The organism is Bacillus sp. FSL E2-8868, from assembly GCF_038005505.1.
Lineage (GTDB): Bacteria > Bacillota > Bacilli > Bacillales > Bacillaceae_G > Bacillus_A > Bacillus_A mycoides.
In genome coordinates, this window is the sequence record NZ_JBBOTI010000002.1 from 770395 (window position 1) to 790166 (window position 19772).

Genomic DNA, 19772 nt, shown 5'->3' on the forward strand with positions numbered 1-19772 from the left:
CTCTTTTCTAATACGTTCACTTCCTCCCTAATAAAAAACGTCCCTACGTAAATACGTAGGGACGACAAAAATATCGCGGTACCACCCTAGTTGTGAAGATACACCAAAGTTAGGACCTAAATAAAAAACGTCCCTACGCAAATACGTAGGGACGATAAAATATCGCGGTACCACCCTAGTTATGAAGCCACACCAAAATTAGGACCTAAATAAAAAACGTCCCTACGTAAATACGTAGGGACGATAAATATCGCGGTACCACCCTAGTTGTGAAACAATCTTCACCACTTTATTTGATAACGGTATAAACTACCGTCTTTCATTTCCTCAAAACATGAGATTTATGAAAGATGCTCCAGGACGAACTTCATGAATAATCTATATACTGATTCACACCAACCATCAGCTCTCTGAAATAGGGAGATATTCACTACTATACCCTTTCATTGCCCAAATATTATTTTCCGAATTGATTACTATCATTTTTATCATACATTAAAAATAGTGTCAACTTATATTTTGAAATTTTATGCATTACATTCTATTTAAAAATTCAAAATATGACTTTTGTATGAATAGTATTAGAACATTTATGGTTTATACTGTATTAACTTCTCTAGCAGGTTTATAGTAGTATACGATAAATGCAAGACAACACGAGTAGGAGGAAAGAATTTTGTCTACTTCAAAAGTTTTAAAAGGTACCGCTTTATTAAGTGGTGCAACAATGATTTCACGAATTTTAGGTTTTATATACTTTTTCCCCTTTCAATTATTAGTTGGAACGCAAGGGGTCGCTTTATATGGATACGCATACTCTTGGTACGGTATTTTATTAAGCTTTTCAACAGCTGGTATTCCTATTGCCGTCTCAAAATTTGTTGCAAAACATAATGCACTTGGTGATTATAGTACAAGTAAAAAATTGTATAACTCGAGCGTAAAATTAATGATGTTTATGGGCTTTTTAGGATTTTTAACTTTATTTATTGGAGCACCGTACATATCACAATTTATTATTCGCTCGAAAACACCAGATCCACAATTTATCGCAGACGTAACACTTACAATGCGAGCATTAAGCTTCGCGCTTATTATCGTACCAGCTATGAGTGTTACACGTGGTTATTTCCAAGGTTTTCAACATATGAAACCAAGTGCTGTTTCTCAAGTCGTAGAACAAATCGCACGTGTCGTTTTCATTTTAGTTGGTAGTTTTATCGTCTCAAAACTATTAGGAGGTTCAGTAGCTTCTTCTGTTGCAGTTGCTACATTTGGTGCTGTTATCGGGGCACTTGCAAGCGTCTCTATTTTAATGATGTACTGGAAAAAATATAATGGATTAAAACCTCCTGAAGGTGAGCTGAAAACGAGATCATCAAACATTCCGTTAAGAAGTATTTATATGGAATTACTACGTTATGCAATTCCAATTGTATTTGTAGGCATTGCAATCCCGCTCTATACGTTAGTAGATCAATATACCGTAGCTGATGTCCTTAGAGCAATGGGAGAACCTTTAGAAACCGCGAATGCAGTTTTCGCTTATATAACGAACTATGCCCAAAAGTTAATTATGATTCCGGCTTCACTTGCAACTGGATTCTCATTAACAATTATTCCGGCTATAACGAAATCATTTACAAGCGGGAAGCTAGATGAATTACAAGGACAAATTTCAAAGATATTTCAAGTGTTGTTATTCTTCACTATCCCAGCCGCATTCGGTCTTGCTAGTATCGCTTACGATGCATTCCGCATGGTTTATGTAAATCCTGAAATTGCACTTGGTGGATCACAATATTTAATTTCATTTGCACCTTCTGCTGTATTAAGTGCAATTTTCACAGTTTCAGCCGCTATATTACAAGGAATTGATTATCAAAGAAAAACAATGATTGCATTCTCAGCCGGTATTCTCGTTAAAATTGTGGTGAACACACCGCTCTTACATTTATTCGGTGGACATGGTGCTGTACTTGGAACAATTCTTGGATATCTCGTTTCAAATATTATTATGTTGTACTGCATCGTTAAGTTTGCGAAATTTAAAATTGGCGAAACAGCAAAAACAGTATTTCTTATTACGATTTACTCCGCAGCAATGTCTGCTGTTGTGATCGTATTAAGAGCAATTATAAGCTGGATTATTCCTGGACAATCTTATGTAGAATCACTGATCATTGTGTTTATATGCGCCGCAGCAGGAGGACTTGTTTATCTTTTATTCGTATTAACAAGTGGACTTGCTTCGCATATTCTCGGTGATAGGATTCAACGATTACCTGTATTAGGAAAGTTAGTAAAATAAAAAAACAAGAGATGTAACGCGTTGTTATATCTCTTGTTTTTTTACTTCGCATATTGAATGCGCTTTTGTTGTTCAGCAATATTTAATTTTGGGGCATATTGTTCTACTAAATGTAATACCTCTTCGATCAACACTTCTAACTCCTGTACACTATACTCTGGTTCCCCTATCAGCGTATTCGCCATACGCTCATATAGATTTTCAGGTTTAATATTCATACGCTCTACATTATAAGCCATCCATTTAAATGCAGGATGGTGCACGTACATTCTATTCAAACCGAATAAAACACCGAATAAATCCCTTTGTACTTCACAAATAACATCATAAAGCATAAGCCAATCTTTCCGTTTTAAAAGCGCCTCTCGATTATGCCAACGATTACTAAACCAAAGTTTTTCTGAAATCATCCTTTTCGCCAGTTCTTCTGGATATGCTTCAACTCTATCTTTTAGAGCATGTACTTTTACTTCTCCATACAAACTCACACCATCATGAACCGATGATACAATACATTGTTTCTCATAATTTGTATCATACTGCTCTATAACTTCTGAAATAATTTTTTCTACTGTCAATGTTAAAAAGTTACTAATCTCTAGTTTAATTCCTTCTTTCGTCAAATACGTTTCCGACCATTCTTCTTCCTCGTATGGATGATATGACAAAATAGTGCCACCTATAGTTTCGATTGGCTTTTGACGGTCTTTATCCTCAGGTGATGCTGACCATAAAATATGTAATTCGATATCCGAATGTTCATCTTCTAATTTTCTCGCTACAGAGCCTGCTAAAATAATAGCTTCGACTTTCGGATTTCGCCTATAAATCTCCGATATTTCTATCGCTTTCTCTTTTAATCCCATCTCATTTCCCCCCCTATAACTATACCCTTCTCTTTTTTTATATTTATCTATTTCAATTTTACATCTTGTATTCCCTTTACCACTTTCAGTTTTTCAAAATTCACTTAATCAAATTTCTACCCAATAACGCTGCACAATTTCGCCAGAATTAGAAGAAACTACTTCATTTTCTAATACACCGCCAACCTTTTGTATTGTTTTAGCCGAACTGATATTTGATTTATCGCAAGTTATTAATACTTTCTTTAATTCTAATTTTTGCGCCTCAACTAATGAAAGTTGCAGTTGCTCAGTTGCATAACCTTGGCGACGTTTATTTGGATGGACACTATAACCAATATGACCGCTTTCTAGCAATAATTCTGGATTTAATCGATGTCTAATATTCACAAAACCGATAAGTTCTCCTTTTTCAAAACTTAAAAACTGACTAGATGGCACTCGATTTGCTCGTAAGTTTTCTCCTACTTCTTGTATACTCACTTTTTCAAACCATTCATCTAGAGAATCAAAATTTTGTAAAGAGCTACTGCCGTGTGGTTGTTCTCCTGCATGTAAAAATGCCTGCCTATACTCCATAATTTGTTCGCTATATTCGTATGTTGGTTTCAATAGCTTTATTGTCATTCTCCCCACTCACCCATTATCTATTTTTCTAAAAGAAACACCTTAATAGCGGATTTTCATCCTTACTATTAAGGTGCTTCTATCACTTTTATTCAAATAGCCCCATACTTAAATAGCGCTCCCCTGTATCAGGTGCAATACATAAAACCTTTTTACCAGCACCTAAACGCTTCGCTATCATAATCGCAGCGTAAACAGAAGCTCCTGAAGATGGCCCTACTAGTAATCCTTCTTGTCTTGCCAAGTTCCTCATTGTAGTTAATGCCTCTTCATCTGCAATTTGCATAATTTCGTTATACACTTCTGTATTTAAGTTTTTCGGAATAAACCCTGGGCTTGTTCCGACTAGTTTATGAGGGCCTGGAACACCACCAGATAACACTGGTGATCCTTTCGGTTCTACTACGGCAATATATAAGTTTGGTAGTTTCTCTTTTAACGTTTCACCGGTCCCTGTAATTGTTCCACCTGTTCCTGCGGTTGCTACAAATGCATCAAGTTCTCCATCCATTTGTTCATAAATTTCAAGTGCAGTCGTATAACGATGAATATTCGGATTTGCTGGGTTTTCAAATTGCTGCGGAATAAAACTATTTGGAATTTCTTTTTGTAACTCTACCGCCTTCGCAATTGCTCCTGGCATTCTTTGTTCTGCTGGTGTTAAAACTACTTCTGCGCCGTATGCTTTCAATAAATTAATACGCTCTTTGGACATATTATCGGGCATAATTAAAATAGCTTTATATCCTTTAGCAGCTGCATTCATCGCTAAGCCAATTCCTGTATTTCCACTTGTCGGTTCAATAATTGTATCACCTGGCTTAATGAGACCGTGTTCCTCGGCAATATGAATTAAGTTATAGGCAGCACGATCTTTCACACTGCGTGACGGATTAAACATTTCCAGTTTTACATACACATCCGCTGCGTCCTCTGGAATAAATTTAGATAATCGGACAACAGGTGTATCTCCTATTAATTCTGTAACGTTTTCACATAATTTCATAGCGCATCCCCTATTCTATCGTTTTCTTATCATTTGGCAGTAACAATGAAGTAAGTCCAATTAATGGTAAACCACTACATAATAGCATAATAAACTGAAGACTATACATATCAGCTAATTTCCCAAGGACTACAGCACCTAATGCTCCAAGACCAAACGCAAGACCGACAATTAATCCTGACACCATTCCAACTTTCCCTGGAACAAGTTCTTGTGCATATACAACGATTACACTAAAACTACTAGAGCTAATAAATCCAATGCATAAAAATAACGGTACAACCCACATAAGAGAAACGTGAGGTAACAATAGTGCAAGCGGCGCTGAACCGAGCATCGAAAAGACAATAATCTTTTTCTTACCGAATCGATCCGCTAGCGGACCACCAAAGAAAGTACCTAATACACCAGCAATCATAAAAGCGAAGACGAAATACTGTGCATTTTTTATAGATAAACCGTAATGCTCTATTAAATAAAATTGATAGAAATTCCCGATACCAGCACCGTACCAAGAACGTACGAATGTTAGAAAAACAAGAAGTATAATAACAAATTTAATGTGCGTACTTACAATCGCATTTTCAGCCTCAAGTGCAGCCCTCTTTTTCCTTCTTACAGCACCAGTGGCTAATTCATTTTTATACCAATTTGATACGAAAATTAGTAATACAATTCCTACTGCTGCAAAGGCTGTAAAACCTAAAGAACCAATTTGACCGAGCGGAACGAAAATTAATGCTGTAAAAATAGGTGCTAGAGAATTCCCTGTATTTCCCCCCACTTGATAAATCGCTTGTGCTAAACCTCGTTTTGCACCGGCTGCCATGTAAGCAACACGAGCGCCCTCCGGATGAAAGACCGCGGAACCTAATCCAATAAATAAAACAGAAATAATAACAACTATAAAGTTCGGTGCAAATGCGAGTCCAATCATCCCAAGCATACTCGAAAACATACCAAGCGGTAATAAAAATGGTGACGGCTTCTTATCTGAATACATCCCAAAAACCGGCTGCATAATCGATGACGTCATATTTAACGCAAACGCAATCCACCCTACTTGCATATAGGATAAATTCATCGTTTTTTCCAAAATAGGAAACAACGCTGGCACAACTGCTTGCATCGAATCATTCAAAAAATGTCCGAAACTAATCGCAAATAATATTCGATATATTGTCGGTGTTTCTACTGTATTTTTTTGTGAAACTGCCTGCATATGTGTATTTCTCCTTCCTGTACAAAATATATATTTATTACAGTTAGTGTAATAAATTTAGACTTTAATCAGAATAAATTCTGAGTTTTGAAACATTTCTATTCTATACTGGTTTCATTTCTTTTTCCAGAAATATCACTTCATAAATATTAAATTTTCCCTATCTGTTTTATCAGATTTATTCATATGAACTCTCTGTACTTTCTTTTATACTAAGTTAGGACGACGGGAAGGCTTGCAATTATGAAGAAAAAGACGACCCTAAAACATATTAGGATCGCCTTTTTTTATTAAATAGAAAAACGCTTATATTTCTCATAATCACTCGTCTTACATTCTAGTGCCATTTTCGTACCTTCGTTTTCATAACTCGTAGATAAAACGTGTGCATGATTGTTGAAATACGAAACTACCTGCCCTTGATCATACGGAATTAACATTTCACACTTCGTATACTCTTTATAAATGTGTGAACGAACTACTTCTACAAGCTCTTCAATTCCAACATGTTTCTTCGCAGATAGATAAACGCGATCTTCTTGCACTTTCGGAATTTCAACATCTACCAAATCTGATTTGTTATATGCATAAATCGTCGGGATATTTTCCACGCCAATTTTCTTTAACGTTTCATTTGTAATATCAATTAATTGCTCATAATTGGGATTTGAGTAATCTACAACGTGAATAAGTAAATCTGCTTCCGCCACTTCCTCTAGCGTTGAACGGAATGCTTTCACAAGATGATGCGGTAACTTACTTACAAATCCAACAGTATCCGTTAATAAAAATGATTTATTATCCGGCAAATCAATATTTCGTACAGATGTCTCTAACGTCGCAAATAACATATCTTTTTCAAATACTTGTTTCTCTACAGTACCATTAAAAATTTCAAGCATTGTATTCATTATCGTTGATTTGCCTGCATTCGTATATCCTACTAACGACACAACTGGAATTTCATTTTTCTTACGTTGTTTACGCTGCGTTTGGCGCTGTGCAACAAGTGCTTCTAATTCTTTATTTAGAGCCGCAATTTGTTCTTCAATTTTACGACGATCTAATTCCAACTTCTTCTCACCGACACCTTTATTTTTCGTGCCAACTCCCCCGCTTTGTCTTCCTAAAGATTCACGAAGACCGATTAAACGAGGCATCATGTACTGAAGATGGGCCACTTCTACTTGCAACTGCGCTTCTTTCGTTTTCGCACGTTGCGCAAAGATATCTAAAATTAAAATGGTACGATCAATTACTTTACAATCTAAATCCTCTTCTAAATTTCGAATTTGTGAAGGAGATAATTCGTCATTAAAGATGACCATATTTGCATCTGCTTCTTTCACATACGCTGCTACTTCTTCAATCTTCCCTTTTCCAATATAATGCGACGGATTTACTCGTTGTAAATTTTGCGTCACTTGACCGATTACTTCCACATCACAAGCTTCCGTAAGATTTGCTAACTCTTCCATCGAATATGCAAAATCAGCTTCCTTACCTAAATTCACTCCAACTAATATTGCTCTTTGTAATAATTCTTCCATATATTTATTCCTCCATTTCGATTACGCAAAATAAAAAACACAGGTCACTGCCTGTGTTTTCGTAAACGGATAAGGGTTCACCAAAGAAATAGAAGAAAGCAGTGCTTTCGTCCTATACATGGTCAAAAAGTCCCAAGATAGTATACGTATCCAACAAGTGTTCACCTATACTATCCCATTCTATTTATAAAGGCAAAACAAAAAGAGGGCGTATTCGTCCCTCCCTCTTTTTCACATATAAGCTTAATAAAGGGTTCCTTTAAAATAGGCAGACCAATCCCGTTCACTCTGTACACAGACAGAGCCTTTGAGCGCTATTCAATTATTGGCACAAAGTATTGAGACGTAATCTGATTAAGATCAAAGGAAGCCCCTCCGTTCATTTTAAGTTACATAAAGTGTAGCATAAGTAATTCGCTTTCACAAGATTAAACCACCCATAGAAACAGAAAGAAAATCTTTATATTTTTACTTTAATCGTCATTTTTTGCGAGTTCTTCTCACAATAAAAATAACAACAGCAATTAACAATAACACACCTATAGAAATGATAGTTACTTGCCACCAACTTAAACCGCTTACCATTTCATCTTTTAAATCCACTTTCTTCGTCGGAACAGACTCTTTTGCAATATGACTTAAAGCATTTTTCTCAATCTCTGCCTCATCTAATCTCTTCGTTCCACTGCAGATAGATGTCTCTAACTTTTCCTCTCCCCTATAAGAAGAAAAGACTACGTACTCTCCTCCCTCTGCAAAACGAAATGCACAACTACTACTACTGCTTGTATATATAATAATTTGCGAAGAACTTGTCCCTTTCCAAATTTTCTTCACTTCAAATAATGTTTTCATTCTTCCGTCCTTCTCTTGAACTTCTAATACCTTACCTTCAAACACTACATCATTTTGTTGTAACCTCTCTTCTGGTGATGCTTTAGTACAATCACAAGCATAAGATTTCTCTGGTAAAATAAAATAAGTAAAGCTACAAATTAAAACAAGAGACAATACATATACGATTCTTTTCAAGAATCTCAAACCCCTTCATTATCAAATTTAGAAGCTTTCCGTATATTATTTGGATATCACTCCTCAAATCCCTTTCCGTTTATTAAAATATATTAATTTTATTAAACAGAAAATCTTTATCAATATTTTTACGATCTAATATTAGTATCAGATTATAAAAAATAAGTTAGGAGATGTTCTTATGAATTCTCAATCTCGTATTACTGCAATTGGTACTTATGTTCCAGATCAAATATTATCTAATAACGATTTAGAAAAGAAGGAAAATTAAATAATGGAGATACACTTTTACTGTAGGGATTTGGCGATGGATGTATGCATTTAGGACTTATTGTGGAGTGGGATTTAAACTGAAATTTCCTTTTATACAACTAACATTACGGTAAATGAAATTATATCAACGATTCCAGTTAGACTATTAGTTGATCACAAAAAAGCGGCATTCAAAGATTGATTATCTCCCTTTGAACGCCGCTTCTTTTATCTGAATTTTATTTACCTGTCCGAGACCATATCACAACTGGAATAAGCAGTAAGGCTACAGCCCCTCCCGCTAATGATAATGTCGCATAACTTGAATTAGCTACTACCATACCTGACATCGCTCCACCAGAAGCTCCAGCTAACGCAACAAATACATCTATTTTCCCTTGTGTTTTTGCACGTGTAGAAGGTATAGTTGCATCAACAATTTGAGCTGTACCACTTATTAAACCGAGGTTCCACCCTAACCCAAGTAAAGACAGAGCAACAATTAATAATAGTAAAGAATCACTCGGCGCTATCGCAGCTATGACACCCGCCGCTAGTAAAATTACTCCACCAGCTATACTCATCGTAGTTCGGCCGATTTTATCAATTAACATTCCTGTAACGAGAGACGGAAGATACATTGCACCTACATGAAAACCAATTACAAGCCCTATTGCACTTAAACCATGACCATGATGCCCCATATGAACTGGCGTCATCGTCATAATCGCAACCATCACTATTTGAGTAAGTATCATTACGATTGCTCCAACAGTAACACCACGTTTATTTTCTATCATTTCTTCTGTTACTGGTTGCCCTTTATATGTATGTTCTTGTTTATATGTTTCTATTATGTTAGCAATAATTAACGGATCTGGACGAAGCATAACAAAAAGTACAAGACCCGCAAGTATAAATGCCGCTGCTGATAATATGAACGGACCAGCAAGGTTAGGAATTCCAATTGAATGGGCAAAATCTCCCATTACGCCTACTAAATTTGGACCAGCTACCGCACCAAAAGTCGTCATAACCATCGTAATACTAATAGCAGTTGCTCGTTGTTTCTTATCTGCTAAATCGGTACCAGCATAACGAGCTTGTAGATTCGTCGCTGTACCCGCACCATATATGAGTAAAGAAACTAGTAATAGAATAATACTATTTGTTAACGCAGCCAATACAACTCCAATAGCCCCTAGTCCCCCTACTATAAACCCTGTTGCAAGTCCTATTCGGCGACCATATTTTTGCGATAACTTCCCAACAAAGAAAGCGGCTACCGCAGATCCCATTGTAAACATAGCAGCCGGTAATCCTGCATACGCATCCGTCCCAAGCATTTGCTGTGCAAGAAGTGCACCTACTGTAATACCAGCAGCTAATCCCGCTCCGCCAAACATTTGTGAAATACTTACGATTATTAACGTTCGTTTATATAATTTTTGTTGCTCTTCTTCTGTATACATACGCTTACTTATTAAAGCATCTGCTGTATCTATCATTTTTTTCACCTACTTTATATAATGAATTCTCATTGTTAATGTACTATAATTATTGTTTCATATTCAATAATTATGGTAGTTATTACTTCTCTTTGATTCGTCTCATTTAAATACAAATATGCCCTCATTCCTTATTTTAGAAATGAAGGTATTTCTAAAATAAATAGACTTAAAAAATCTCTGAAATTTTAAAACTATATTCTGAAGGTAATTTATCTCGTTTTCTCGAGATTTCTGCTCTGAAACTTTCTCTGCCTTTAATAATAATTTCTTCTTTTTTTATTAATATTTCCCCAAAGCTATAGGGTGCCCAATATGTATCAATAAAGTCAATATGAACAATTTCTATATTCCCTGATTTTAAATCTGTTACTTTAAGTCTATATTCTGCTTTATCGCTAAAATCTTTAGGAACTTTATAAATAACTTCAACCCTGTAGTTTTTATTCTCCTTTTCTGCATAAACTAAATCAATATCTTCTCCATTATTTTTTATATAATTAATTACTTTTTCTATTTTCTCTTTTTCTAAATGATCAAACTCTGCAATTAGTCTCATTCCATCACATACACTCTCAAAAAGCATTTGAGATTTTTCATATTTGTCGCTACATGTATACTTAGATATATTCAATGTAGCATATGTGTATTTATGCCATGTTTCTAATGATATTTCTTGTTTTGCATCTTCTATTGTTTCGCCAATATTAACGTATATTTCACTGTAATTTGGAAGTTTCACCTCGGCACGCCTCAGCAAATTACTAAATAACTCCGAATAGATATAATCAAAAGGTGCTAATATTCCATTTTCAAGTTGGTCATATATCCGAATACCAACTATATTTCTGTTCAATTCCGTTGGATTAGTTTTATACTTATAGATTAAACAATCACTTCGTTTTGCATTATTATAAAATTTCTTTTTTTCTTCTTCTCGAGCATAATCCTTTAGCTCTTCCAAATTTTTCGGTGCTTTTTCAATTGCTTTATAATAATCATTTAAAAGCTCATTCTCTTTATAATCTAAAGGTTCTTTCAACCTAATATGCCGAACTTTTTTTATTGCTTCTTCTATTTTTAATAACGCTATTTGAAATTCCTCAAAATTTAATTTATTACTACTTTTAAAGTCCTCTATTAATTCAATCTCAGCTATTATTTTATAAAGAGATTTATTTTTTAATTTCCGTGTTACAGGTGAATTATTAATAAATCTGACCAGAATTGTATCGAAGGTTTGTCCATGATATTTATCAATTAAGTGTTCGTTTAAAAATGTATCAAGTACATTTAAGGTTTTATTTTTTTCCTCCTTACTTTTCAAATCTTTATATTTAATTAGAAATCTCATATTAACTCCTTTACACATTCTCTTTTTAACAATCTTAATATCAAATCATACTATTTTTCAATTGTCATCTCCCAGTTATTTAAGAAATTTAGAACATATTGATGAAATTGAAAATAACACTTCAATTTTAAATTACGTCGGAATTGATTTTGCTGGTTTTAATAATAAAAGACATTGTAGTAATAAGTTTAATGAACTAAACCCAGATCTTCCATACTAGTGTAAAGAAAAACAGGCTAATTATAGCCTGTTTTTCTTTACACTTCCCCTGCTATTCGTTTGTCTCTTCTGTTACTTAAAGCTTTCCCTTCCCAAAATAACAAACTTACTAAAGCACAAATTAAAATAACTGGAACACTCGCTTTATATAAATCAGTAAAACTCATAGCCATCTTATTTTTGGCATACCGACTTACATCTTTTGAAAATACAAGTACTTCTTTCTTTATACTCTCCTCTTGTTTTTCAACTTCTTTTGTTACTTGATTCGTAATTTCTTCTCTTTTTATATCTCTATATTCTACTGGAACACCACTTAATACTTCATCCACTTTTTGGTGAATTAGTTCGTCTTTTTTCTCTTTACTTAATCCCACCAATGTTTCATTTTGTTTCTTTTCTACATTTGTTTCTATACTTTGTTTCTCTATTTTTTCTTTTGTTACCTGTAATATCTCAGCTTGCTGAGCACTATTCACATGAATATTACGCACTTTTTCTTCTGCATAACGATATACATTCTCTTTATTTAAAGATAAGTTGTGAGTTAAATTAGATACAAATATTGCAACCGCTAATACAATCCCTACTTGCCGCAACATTGATACAACACTTTGAGAAGCAGTTAATAATTCTCCTTCAAACGAAGATGCACTTAAAACTGTAATTGGTCCCACTACTAAACCATATCCAACACCTAATATCATACACGGAATAATAATTTCTATATTTGTTGAATTGACGTCAATCATTTGCAACCAATAGTAGGATAGGCCCATAACAAGAAACCCTGACAAAATAATAGTTACTTTTCCAAATTTTTTAATTAAAGTTGCTGCAACTGGTGAGACAAAAAATATCATCGCTGAAATAGGTGTCACTAAAAAAGCAGCTTCAATTTCCGTTCGGTATTGTATTTTTGTCAAGAATGTTGGAAGTAATACAGTTACTCCAATTAAAAATAAATTACTTAATATAACAACGATAGATGCCCCTACAAACATTCGATCTTTAAATAATTTTAAATTCACCATCGGATTATGAATCTTTCGTTCCACTAAAACAAATAGAATAAGAGAAATAGTGCTAATTGCATAACAAGACCAAGCGATATTACTTTGCCATCCCCACGTATTGCCTTTCACTAATACGAGAGTAAAAGAAAAAATCGCTAAACTACTTAATATGAGTCCAATCCAATCAATTTTTGAAATAATACGTTCTTCATTTTTTACTTGTAACATAATACAGCATAAAATGATTCCAAGAATACAAATCGGAACATTGACGAAGAACACCCATCTCCACCCTACATTTTGCGTAATAATTCCGCCTATTACCGGACCAAGTGCAGCTGACAATCCTTGCGTTACTCCTAAAATAGCAAGTGCAACATGCCTCTTTGCTAACGGCATAGCTGATACACCAATTACCATACTTGTCGGAAATAAAATTGCTGCTCCAACACTTTGTATAAAACGAGAAAAAATAAGGAAGTCACCTGTATTAGCAAAAGCACAAAGCACTGATCCACCACCAAAAATAATTAAACCGAGAATATACACCTTTGCTTTCCCAAAAATATCAGCTATCCGTCCTAGCGGGATTGCGAGTACTGCAATCGTCATTGTATAAACATTTAATACCCAAGACATCTTCTCTAATGAAGTATTTACACTCGATTGTATTGCTGGTAAAGCTATATTCATAATCGTTGTATCAATCATACAAAGAAAAATACCTAAGCACATTAAAAAGACAATCTTAATACCCTTTGACTGCTCCATGTTAATCTACCCCTTTATTTATTGTGAACGTGTTTTTCATTCTTCCGTTTTATTGTTTTCTTTTGCTTCTAATTGCTGTAACTTCCTCTTCAACATCTCTACTTGTGCACTATATGATGCAATACCTACATCGAGCGAAATTTCTTCAACGAAAGTAATACCTTCTCTCCATTTTTCATATTTCAAACGAAGATCCGCAATGTACGCTTCTTTCCTTTCAATTTCGTCTTCAATCCATTTTTTTATCGCCCTATCATCACTATAATTACCAAAATACATCCTCATTAAAAAATCTGAACGTAAAACGTCTTTCTCTACATCCGTTTGCATGTATTTATAAAACTCTTCACGCCCTTCATCTGTAATAAAGTACATTTTCTTATTCGGTTTCCCTTCTTGCATGACAATTTCTTTTTTAATTTTCCCCTCCTTTTCCAATTGTCGTAACGTTGGATAAATCATTCCAAAGCTTCCATCAAAAAAGTAAGTAAATACATCCTCAAACACAATTTTAATGTCATAACCAGACAATTCTTTTTCCATTAATAAACCTAAAACAACATCTCTTCCCTTCAAAATAAGACCCCCACACAGTATATAATCAACAATCATATTAACAATATTAATATGATTGTTGATTATATACCTTATTCTGTAAATTGTAAAATGTTTCTAACTAAAAAAGCTGTCTTGTAATTTGGTAAAACCAAATTACAAGACAGCTTCCCTTCATATTTCCTATACAAACCTTTTTACTATTTGACTCCTGCATCTTGCACAGATCCAATTTTCTTTTTCTTCCCTTCTTTTATTTCATTATAATAAGAAGGTAATTCTATATTATGCTCTAAGAAATAATCCTCAATTAATGAAATAATTACTTTCAATGTTTTCAGACGGGCGTATAATTTATCATTACTCGCGATAATATGCCATTTTGCATTCGGCTTATTTGTATTTTCAAACATGTCTTCTATTGCTTCGACATACTCATCCCATTTTTCACGATTTCGCCAGTCTTCATCTGTAATTTTCCACCTTTTAAGAGGGTTGTTCTCTCTTTCTGTAAATCTCTTTAACTGCTCATCTTTACTAACATGATAGAAAAACTTTCCTATTATGTAATGATCATCTGTTAATAGTTTTTCGAAATCATTAATTTCATCATACGCTCTCGTCCACTCTTCGTTTGTAGCAAAGCCTTCAACACGTTCAACTAATACACGTCCATACCATGAACGGTCGAATATAGTAATTTGCCCATATTGAGGAAGTTTCCGCCAAAAACGTTGTAAATAATGATACCGTTTTTCATGAGGAGCAGGCGCCCCAATTGGATTTACTTGGAATCCACGCGGATCAAGATGTTCAGTTACTCGCTTAATCGCTCCGCCTTTACCTGCCGCATCCCAACCTTCCATAACCATCATAACGGCTATTTTCTCTTCTTTTAATATTTGCTGTAGTGCCAATAAGCGCATTTGATATTTTTCAAGTTTCTTATTGTACTTAGATTTTGATTCAATTTTTTTCGTTAAATCTACTTTAGCAAGATGCTCTTTTTCCATCAAACGAATCCCCCTTGTTATATGACAATGTTATTTTAACATATTTATTGGTAATATTTTCATATTAATATCTCGTTTAACTAATACTCGTACCCCTCCACCTATATCTATCTTTTATAAGTTGGACGCTACTTTATATTAATAAATTAATCCCCCTGATATGCTTTTTCGTATCCTTTAGCAAGCATTTATTATTAATCAAAAAAACAAAATAAGGAAACTATGCCGAAAAATCTCTACACAGTTTCCTTGTTTTTTTAAATGTGCGTGTGACATACTTGGGAAGATTAATAACGAAAAGATAGGAGCTCTATCGATTCACTTATACTACAAACGAATTACAGCCGGAATATCTCCTTCTCGTAAAAAGTAAGCAAACACTGTAAATCCAATAATTAATATTGAAAATAATGTTATTATAATTCCATCTGGTAGTATTAGAAAAATAGTATTCAAGCTACTCTTCATAGGGAAAGCAATCGAGTATATTCCTAGCAGAAGACTGATTATAGCAATAGCCACATAAACCACTACCGCATACCATGGATTGAGTTCCAATAAAACAACAGAAATAAATATATACAAAAATAACAGTTGTAGAAACATGCCGCTTCCCATACTTACTAATTCTTTCAATATACCCTCCCCTAAACTACATGGTATATTATCTTAAAAAGAGAAGATAATAACAAATAAATCCTTTAAAGAATGGGAGCTCTCTAAAGATGAAACGAAAAATATTTTCTCTCTTTGCACTAATCTGCTTAGCACTACCAATACAAGCTAGTGCATACACATTTCAATCACTACCAATTGCGTCAAAGTCTAAACAGTGGTATATCGAAATTGACAAATCTCATAACTCAAACAAGCAAGCCGTGCAGCCAAAACAAGGTGTATATGATACGTATAGTTTACTCTTAAAAAATATTGGTAATGATGTTGCAAATGTATCGGTGGAAATACTTGATAACACACCTACATCTAAAGCTACCTTTAATCCTACTTCATCTAATAACAACGTTTCAAAAAGTCATACAAGCTTTGACTACATGGTATTCCCATTAGACTTTAATAGCCATAATTTTAAAGTTGTCATTACTTGGGAAGAAAAGAATTTCTCTTACAACGGTCATCCAGTACATGAGAGTAAAAAAATGAAGCAAACATTTGTGTTTAATGAAGAGTAAGTCCTAATTTGATTAGGGCTTACTCTTTATTTACAAAACCCGATTGAATTGCTTCTGTCACTTCTTTTGCAATATGTATTTTTGTAGCGTCTACACAGATTTTCTTGTCCCAAACATGTACTGAAGGCTCTTCATTAGACAAATGCTTAATTAAGATGAATCGATTATATGTCATTTTATTTTCTATAGGAGTAGCAATATACACCGTGAAATTCCTTGCTTCAAATACCTTTTCTCCCAAAACGTATTTACATCCCAACTCATGTACTACTAAATCATGTAGGTTTTCTATAGTCATATACCATCCCCCCTTTTTGCCTACATAATCAATCGAACCGCCGAATACTTGGTACAGACAATGCCATTCCAATAGTTATGAGTACTAAAATAGCTAGCATTATAATTGTTATCTTTCCACCTATTACAGTAGCTAACCAGCCTACCACCACATACCCTAATGGTAATAAAGCAAATGAGCCTAACATATCAAGACTTGCCACTCTTCCAAAAGCTTCTTCTGGTACAAGCTCTTGTAAACTTGTTTCCCAAATAAGCCCAAATATCATAATACCGAATCCTTCAATTGCCATTAATCCAATTAAGGCGGGTGCCCAAGAAACGAAAGGCATAATTAATAACGCCATTCCACTAATTAAAACACCACCATACGCAAGTAATCCTCTCTTATGCCACCGCTGCCTCCCACCAAAAATTAGTGCTGCAATTACAGCTCCAGCACCAGAAGCAGCCATACCTAAACCATACACGTAAGCTTCAAAATGATGATGAACATTAAACAACCATGGAATTAATACAACGATAACGCCTGCATAACAAATATTAACGAAAGAAAAGACTAGAATGGTAATCCACAACCACGGATGACTTTTTAAAACTAAAATACCTTCCATAAACTCTTGTTTGTAATCGATCTTACTCTTTTCAATGGGTTTTACTTTTTTAAACTTAATTTCTTTTAAAAATAATAAACATAAAAATGATAACAAATACGTTGCTGCATCTAGTCCGAAGCCTATCCCTGCAGATGTAACTGATACTATTAACCCACCAAGTGCTGGGCCAATTAATCGTATTCCTTGATTACTCATTTGCGTTAATGCATTAGCTGCATTTCGAATTTCCGGTACAAATACTTTCGCTCTTACAGCTGAATATGCCGGCTGAAATATCCCTTCCATAAGTCCATATAATGCAACAAGTACATATAAAAGTGGAATTGTTAAAATGTCCATAAATATAAGTGTTGCAAATAAGAGCATTAATATACAGCGAATTATATCTGTAAATAACATCAATTTCACCCGGTCAATTCGATCCACGACTAATCCAGCAAACGGTAACGCAAGAATATTAGGAAGCATGTATATTGCCATAGTCATTCCCATTACAACTGTTGAACCAGTTAATGAATACACAACGACTGGCAGAATAACCATCGTTATCGAACTACCTAAAGTCGAAAGTAATTGTCCAATCCATAAAAACTTAAAGTGCGGTGACACTTTAACTGGCAATAACAATTTACCGACATAACCTAAATTTTTCTCTGTTGGTATTTCTCCTTGCATATCTCTCTCCTCTTTTCAAATTAAGTTAATACCCGAAGATAAACACAGAAAATTCAATCTTTAATAACTTTAATTATATATGAAACTGTTAAATTATTGGTAGAAATATAAAAAAGAAAATCATAATGAATCTACAAATATTACGTGTTGAATATAAATAAAAAAGGTGTTTTCATATATGAAAACACCTTTCCACTTTATAATTTTAAGTTCTTCTTCAATGTCCAATATTTTTCTGGAGCATTTTCAAGTGAGAATTCTACCCAGCCATTTGGATCTTCACGATATACGTTTACTTTTGTACCATTTTCTAATTTTCCAACTTCATTTTGTGTAACGTTTGGTACACTCTTAATTGGGTTGTTAAACGGGAATGGAACTTGATAGTAAGATCCTACCGACTGAACAGTAGTTTTTGCGTCTTTTGCATAATCTTTATATGGAATTGTTTCGTCTAATGCATCTACATTTAATGTATTAGGGTTTTTCGGTAATCGTTTTACATTTTGATAATCTTTGTTATTGAAAGGCTTAATACGTTCCATAATATTAGCAATTTTTCCAGCCCATGCTTTATCTGTTGCATATTTTTCATTCATATCAGGTAATGTGTAACCATTGAAATGAGGAGCACCTTTCTCTAAGTAGTTCTTTCTTACATAATCAGCATTGTACGAAATACTTTGCCCGTAAGACGTTAAATATTTTGCATTTGCGAATGGATCCCAATCAAATGCCTTTAGCCCAAATAAATTATGTTTACGATATGCAATTTCTGATTTTCCGTACCCAGATTCTAAGATCGCATGTGCTGCTAAATATAAAGCGTTCACACCATACTCATTTTGTGCTTTAATAAAATCTTGTCCATTTCCAATAAGGGGACTGTCAGAATGAAATTCCCCAATAAAATCTTCAATCTCTTGCGCTGTTACATTAGATGGTAACGTTACATCTAGATTGATATATGATGGCTGTTCAACGGGAACATCATTTTTAATTTTCATCGCTTTATATAATAGTTGTGCATAGCTTTCACGTGTTAATACACCTGATGGATCAAATCCCCCAAGCCCATTCCCTACCGATACACCATTGGATTGCAATGCACTAATTGCATCTTTTGCCCACCAGTGTGTTGCATCTATATCATTAAATGTATGTGGTGCTTTTACTTCTAATTTAAATGCTCTTTGCAAAATAACAGACATTTCAGCACGGGTTAATGATTCTTTCGGTCTAAACGTCCCTTTACCATCACCTATGAAAATCCCCATATCTGTTAATGCCAAAATTTCTTTTGGGAACATTGTCGTTCCTGCACTAATATCAGAGTATGGATTTTTATAATCGCTTTTTGCTTCTGGTTTTAATGCGCGATACATTAATGCTGCTACTTGCTCACGAGTCACAACATCTCCAAAGCCAAATTTACCATTATCGTACCCTGCAATAACCCCTTTTGACGTTAAATCAGTAATCGCTTCAAGTGACCAATGATTTTTCGGAACGTCTGGAAATTCTTTTGTAGCTGCAAACGAAGTTGCTGGAGCCATCACTACTTGAAGTGCGACTGTCACTGCTAACACATTAGAAATAACTTTTTTCATAAATTTTTTAACACGTTATATATATGCTTGTCCCGTGTTAACTTGCCTCCCTTTATCGTATAATTTTCCCTATTAAACTAA

The 19772-nt window shown here is 34.3% G+C and carries 17 protein-coding genes, 1 pseudogene and 1 other annotated feature; of the genes and pseudogenes, 3 read left to right on the plus strand and 15 right to left on the minus strand.

What is annotated here, in order from left to right; genetic code table 11:
- Positions 1 to 233: 233 nt before the first annotated feature.
- Positions 234 to 456: a binding site (T-box leader), on the minus strand.
- A 220-nt stretch (positions 457 to 676) separates the two neighbouring features.
- Entirely contained in the window at positions 677 to 2311 is a 1635-nt protein-coding gene (locus NSS74_RS14800; RefSeq protein ID WP_002141263.1) for a putative polysaccharide biosynthesis protein, read from the plus strand.
- A gap of 41 nt (positions 2312 to 2352) precedes the next feature.
- Here the strand turns inward: NSS74_RS14800 and NSS74_RS14805 are convergent, their stop codons facing one another.
- The 6 genes from NSS74_RS14805 to NSS74_RS14830 all read right to left on the minus strand — a co-directional run bounded on the left by NSS74_RS14805 (position 2353) and on the right by NSS74_RS14830 (position 8614).
- Positions 2353 to 3177 (minus strand): DUF4037 domain-containing protein, encoded by an 825-nt coding sequence (locus NSS74_RS14805; protein ID WP_002141262.1) that lies wholly within the window; start codon positions 3175 to 3177, stop codon positions 2353 to 2355.
- Positions 3178 to 3285: 108 nt separating this feature from the next.
- Positions 3286 to 3798, minus strand: coding sequence for a GNAT family N-acetyltransferase (locus NSS74_RS14810; RefSeq protein ID WP_033708989.1), 513 nt, complete (start codon positions 3796 to 3798; stop codon positions 3286 to 3288).
- A 94-nt stretch (positions 3799 to 3892) separates the two neighbouring features.
- A complete protein-coding gene (cysK, locus tag NSS74_RS14815) occupies positions 3893 to 4810 on the minus strand; it encodes a cysteine synthase A (RefSeq protein WP_002012169.1) in 918 nt (305 codons plus the stop codon).
- Positions 4811 to 4820: 10 nt separating this feature from the next.
- On the minus strand, positions 4821 to 6032 hold the full coding sequence (locus NSS74_RS14820) for an MFS transporter (protein ID WP_002012170.1): 1212 nt from the start codon (positions 6030 to 6032) through the stop codon (positions 4821 to 4823).
- A gap of 290 nt (positions 6033 to 6322) precedes the next feature.
- Positions 6323 to 7582 carry a GTPase HflX gene (gene hflX, locus NSS74_RS14825; protein WP_002012171.1) on the minus strand — a complete coding sequence of 420 codons (1260 nt, stop codon included), beginning with the start codon at positions 7580 to 7582 and terminating at the stop codon, positions 6323 to 6325.
- Between the two features lie 480 nt (positions 7583 to 8062).
- A complete protein-coding gene (locus NSS74_RS14830; RefSeq protein ID WP_002141259.1) occupies positions 8063 to 8614 on the minus strand; it encodes a cobalt transporter CbiN in 552 nt (183 codons plus the stop codon).
- A 181-nt stretch (positions 8615 to 8795) separates the two neighbouring features.
- Here NSS74_RS14830 and NSS74_RS14835 point away from each other — a divergent pair.
- A pseudogene (locus NSS74_RS14835) lies at positions 8796 to 8873 on the plus strand (3-oxoacyl-ACP synthase); the annotation flags it as partial.
- Positions 8874 to 9105: 232 nt separating this feature from the next.
- Here NSS74_RS14835 and NSS74_RS14845 read toward each other — a convergent pair.
- The 6 genes from NSS74_RS14845 to NSS74_RS14870 form a co-directional block, all read right to left on the minus strand.
- Positions 9106 to 10374 carry an MFS transporter gene (locus NSS74_RS14845; RefSeq protein ID WP_340813863.1) on the minus strand — a complete coding sequence of 423 codons (1269 nt, stop codon included), beginning with the start codon at positions 10372 to 10374 and terminating at the stop codon, positions 9106 to 9108.
- A 169-nt stretch (positions 10375 to 10543) separates the two neighbouring features.
- A complete protein-coding gene (locus tag NSS74_RS14850) occupies positions 10544 to 11728 on the minus strand; it encodes a hypothetical protein (RefSeq protein WP_002141255.1) in 1185 nt (394 codons plus the stop codon).
- Positions 11729 to 11985: 257 nt separating this feature from the next.
- A complete protein-coding gene (locus NSS74_RS14855) occupies positions 11986 to 13734 on the minus strand; it encodes an MFS transporter (protein WP_340813866.1) in 1749 nt (582 codons plus the stop codon).
- 36 nt (positions 13735 to 13770) lie between these two features.
- Complete coding sequence (locus NSS74_RS14860; RefSeq protein WP_002086322.1) at positions 13771 to 14310, minus strand: PadR family transcriptional regulator; 540 nt, start codon at positions 14308 to 14310, stop codon at positions 13771 to 13773.
- 179 nt (positions 14311 to 14489) lie between these two features.
- Complete coding sequence (locus NSS74_RS14865) at positions 14490 to 15302, minus strand: polyphosphate kinase 2 family protein (RefSeq protein WP_159146437.1); 813 nt, start codon at positions 15300 to 15302, stop codon at positions 14490 to 14492.
- Between the two features lie 327 nt (positions 15303 to 15629).
- Positions 15630 to 15938 carry a hypothetical protein gene (locus NSS74_RS14870; RefSeq protein ID WP_033708992.1) on the minus strand — a complete coding sequence of 103 codons (309 nt, stop codon included), beginning with the start codon at positions 15936 to 15938 and terminating at the stop codon, positions 15630 to 15632.
- An 89-nt stretch (positions 15939 to 16027) separates the two neighbouring features.
- On the opposite strand from NSS74_RS14870, the gene NSS74_RS14875 reads away from it, so the two are divergent.
- Entirely contained in the window at positions 16028 to 16492 is a 465-nt protein-coding gene (locus NSS74_RS14875; RefSeq protein ID WP_002086342.1) for a hypothetical protein, read from the plus strand.
- 19 nt (positions 16493 to 16511) lie between these two features.
- On the opposite strand, the gene NSS74_RS14880 is transcribed toward NSS74_RS14875, so the two are convergent.
- The 3 genes from NSS74_RS14880 to NSS74_RS14890 form a co-directional block, all read right to left on the minus strand.
- The gene (locus NSS74_RS14880; RefSeq protein ID WP_002135550.1) at positions 16512 to 16790 is read right to left on the minus strand and encodes a hypothetical protein; all 279 of its coding nucleotides are present in this window, start codon (positions 16788 to 16790) and stop codon (positions 16512 to 16514) included.
- A 28-nt stretch (positions 16791 to 16818) separates the two neighbouring features.
- Positions 16819 to 18081 (minus strand): MFS transporter, encoded by a 1263-nt coding sequence (locus NSS74_RS14885; protein ID WP_002193108.1) that lies wholly within the window; start codon positions 18079 to 18081, stop codon positions 16819 to 16821.
- Between the two features lie 197 nt (positions 18082 to 18278).
- Positions 18279 to 19691: an S-layer homology domain-containing protein gene (locus tag NSS74_RS14890; RefSeq protein ID WP_149190342.1), complete on the minus strand. Its 1413-nt coding sequence runs from the start codon at positions 19689 to 19691 to the stop codon at positions 18279 to 18281.
- Positions 19692 to 19772: the final 81 nt, after the last annotated feature.

Coding starts and splice junctions, on each gene's coding strand:
- NSS74_RS14880 (WP_002135550.1), bottom strand. CDS start 16,790: ATGACTATAGAAAACCTACATGATTTAGTAGTACATGAGTTGGGATGT.
- NSS74_RS14865 (WP_159146437.1), bottom strand. CDS start 15,302: ATGGAAAAAGAGCATCTTGCTAAAGTAGATTTAACGAAAAAAATTGAA.
- NSS74_RS14855 (WP_340813866.1), bottom strand. CDS start 13,734: ATGGAGCAGTCAAAGGGTATTAAGATTGTCTTTTTAATGTGCTTAGGT.
- NSS74_RS14845 (WP_340813863.1), bottom strand. CDS start 10,374: ATGATAGATACAGCAGATGCTTTAATAAGTAAGCGTATGTATACAGAA.
- hflX (WP_002012171.1), bottom strand. CDS start 7,582: ATGGAAGAATTATTACAAAGAGCAATATTAGTTGGAGTGAATTTAGGT.
- NSS74_RS14875 (WP_002086342.1), top strand. CDS start 16,028: ATGAAACGAAAAATATTTTCTCTCTTTGCACTAATCTGCTTAGCACTA.
- NSS74_RS14820 (WP_002012170.1), bottom strand. CDS start 6,032: ATGCAGGCAGTTTCACAAAAAAATACAGTAGAAACACCGACAATATAT.
- NSS74_RS14805 (WP_002141262.1), bottom strand. CDS start 3,177: ATGGGATTAAAAGAGAAAGCGATAGAAATATCGGAGATTTATAGGCGA.
- cysK (WP_002012169.1), bottom strand. CDS start 4,810: ATGAAATTATGTGAAAACGTTACAGAATTAATAGGAGATACACCTGTT.
- NSS74_RS14885 (WP_002193108.1), bottom strand. CDS start 18,081: ATGCAAGGAGAAATACCAACAGAGAAAAATTTAGGTTATGTCGGTAAA.
- NSS74_RS14850 (WP_002141255.1), bottom strand. CDS start 11,728: ATGAGATTTCTAATTAAATATAAAGATTTGAAAAGTAAGGAGGAAAAA.
- NSS74_RS14890 (WP_149190342.1), bottom strand. CDS start 19,691: ATGAAAAAAGTTATTTCTAATGTGTTAGCAGTGACAGTCGCACTTCAA.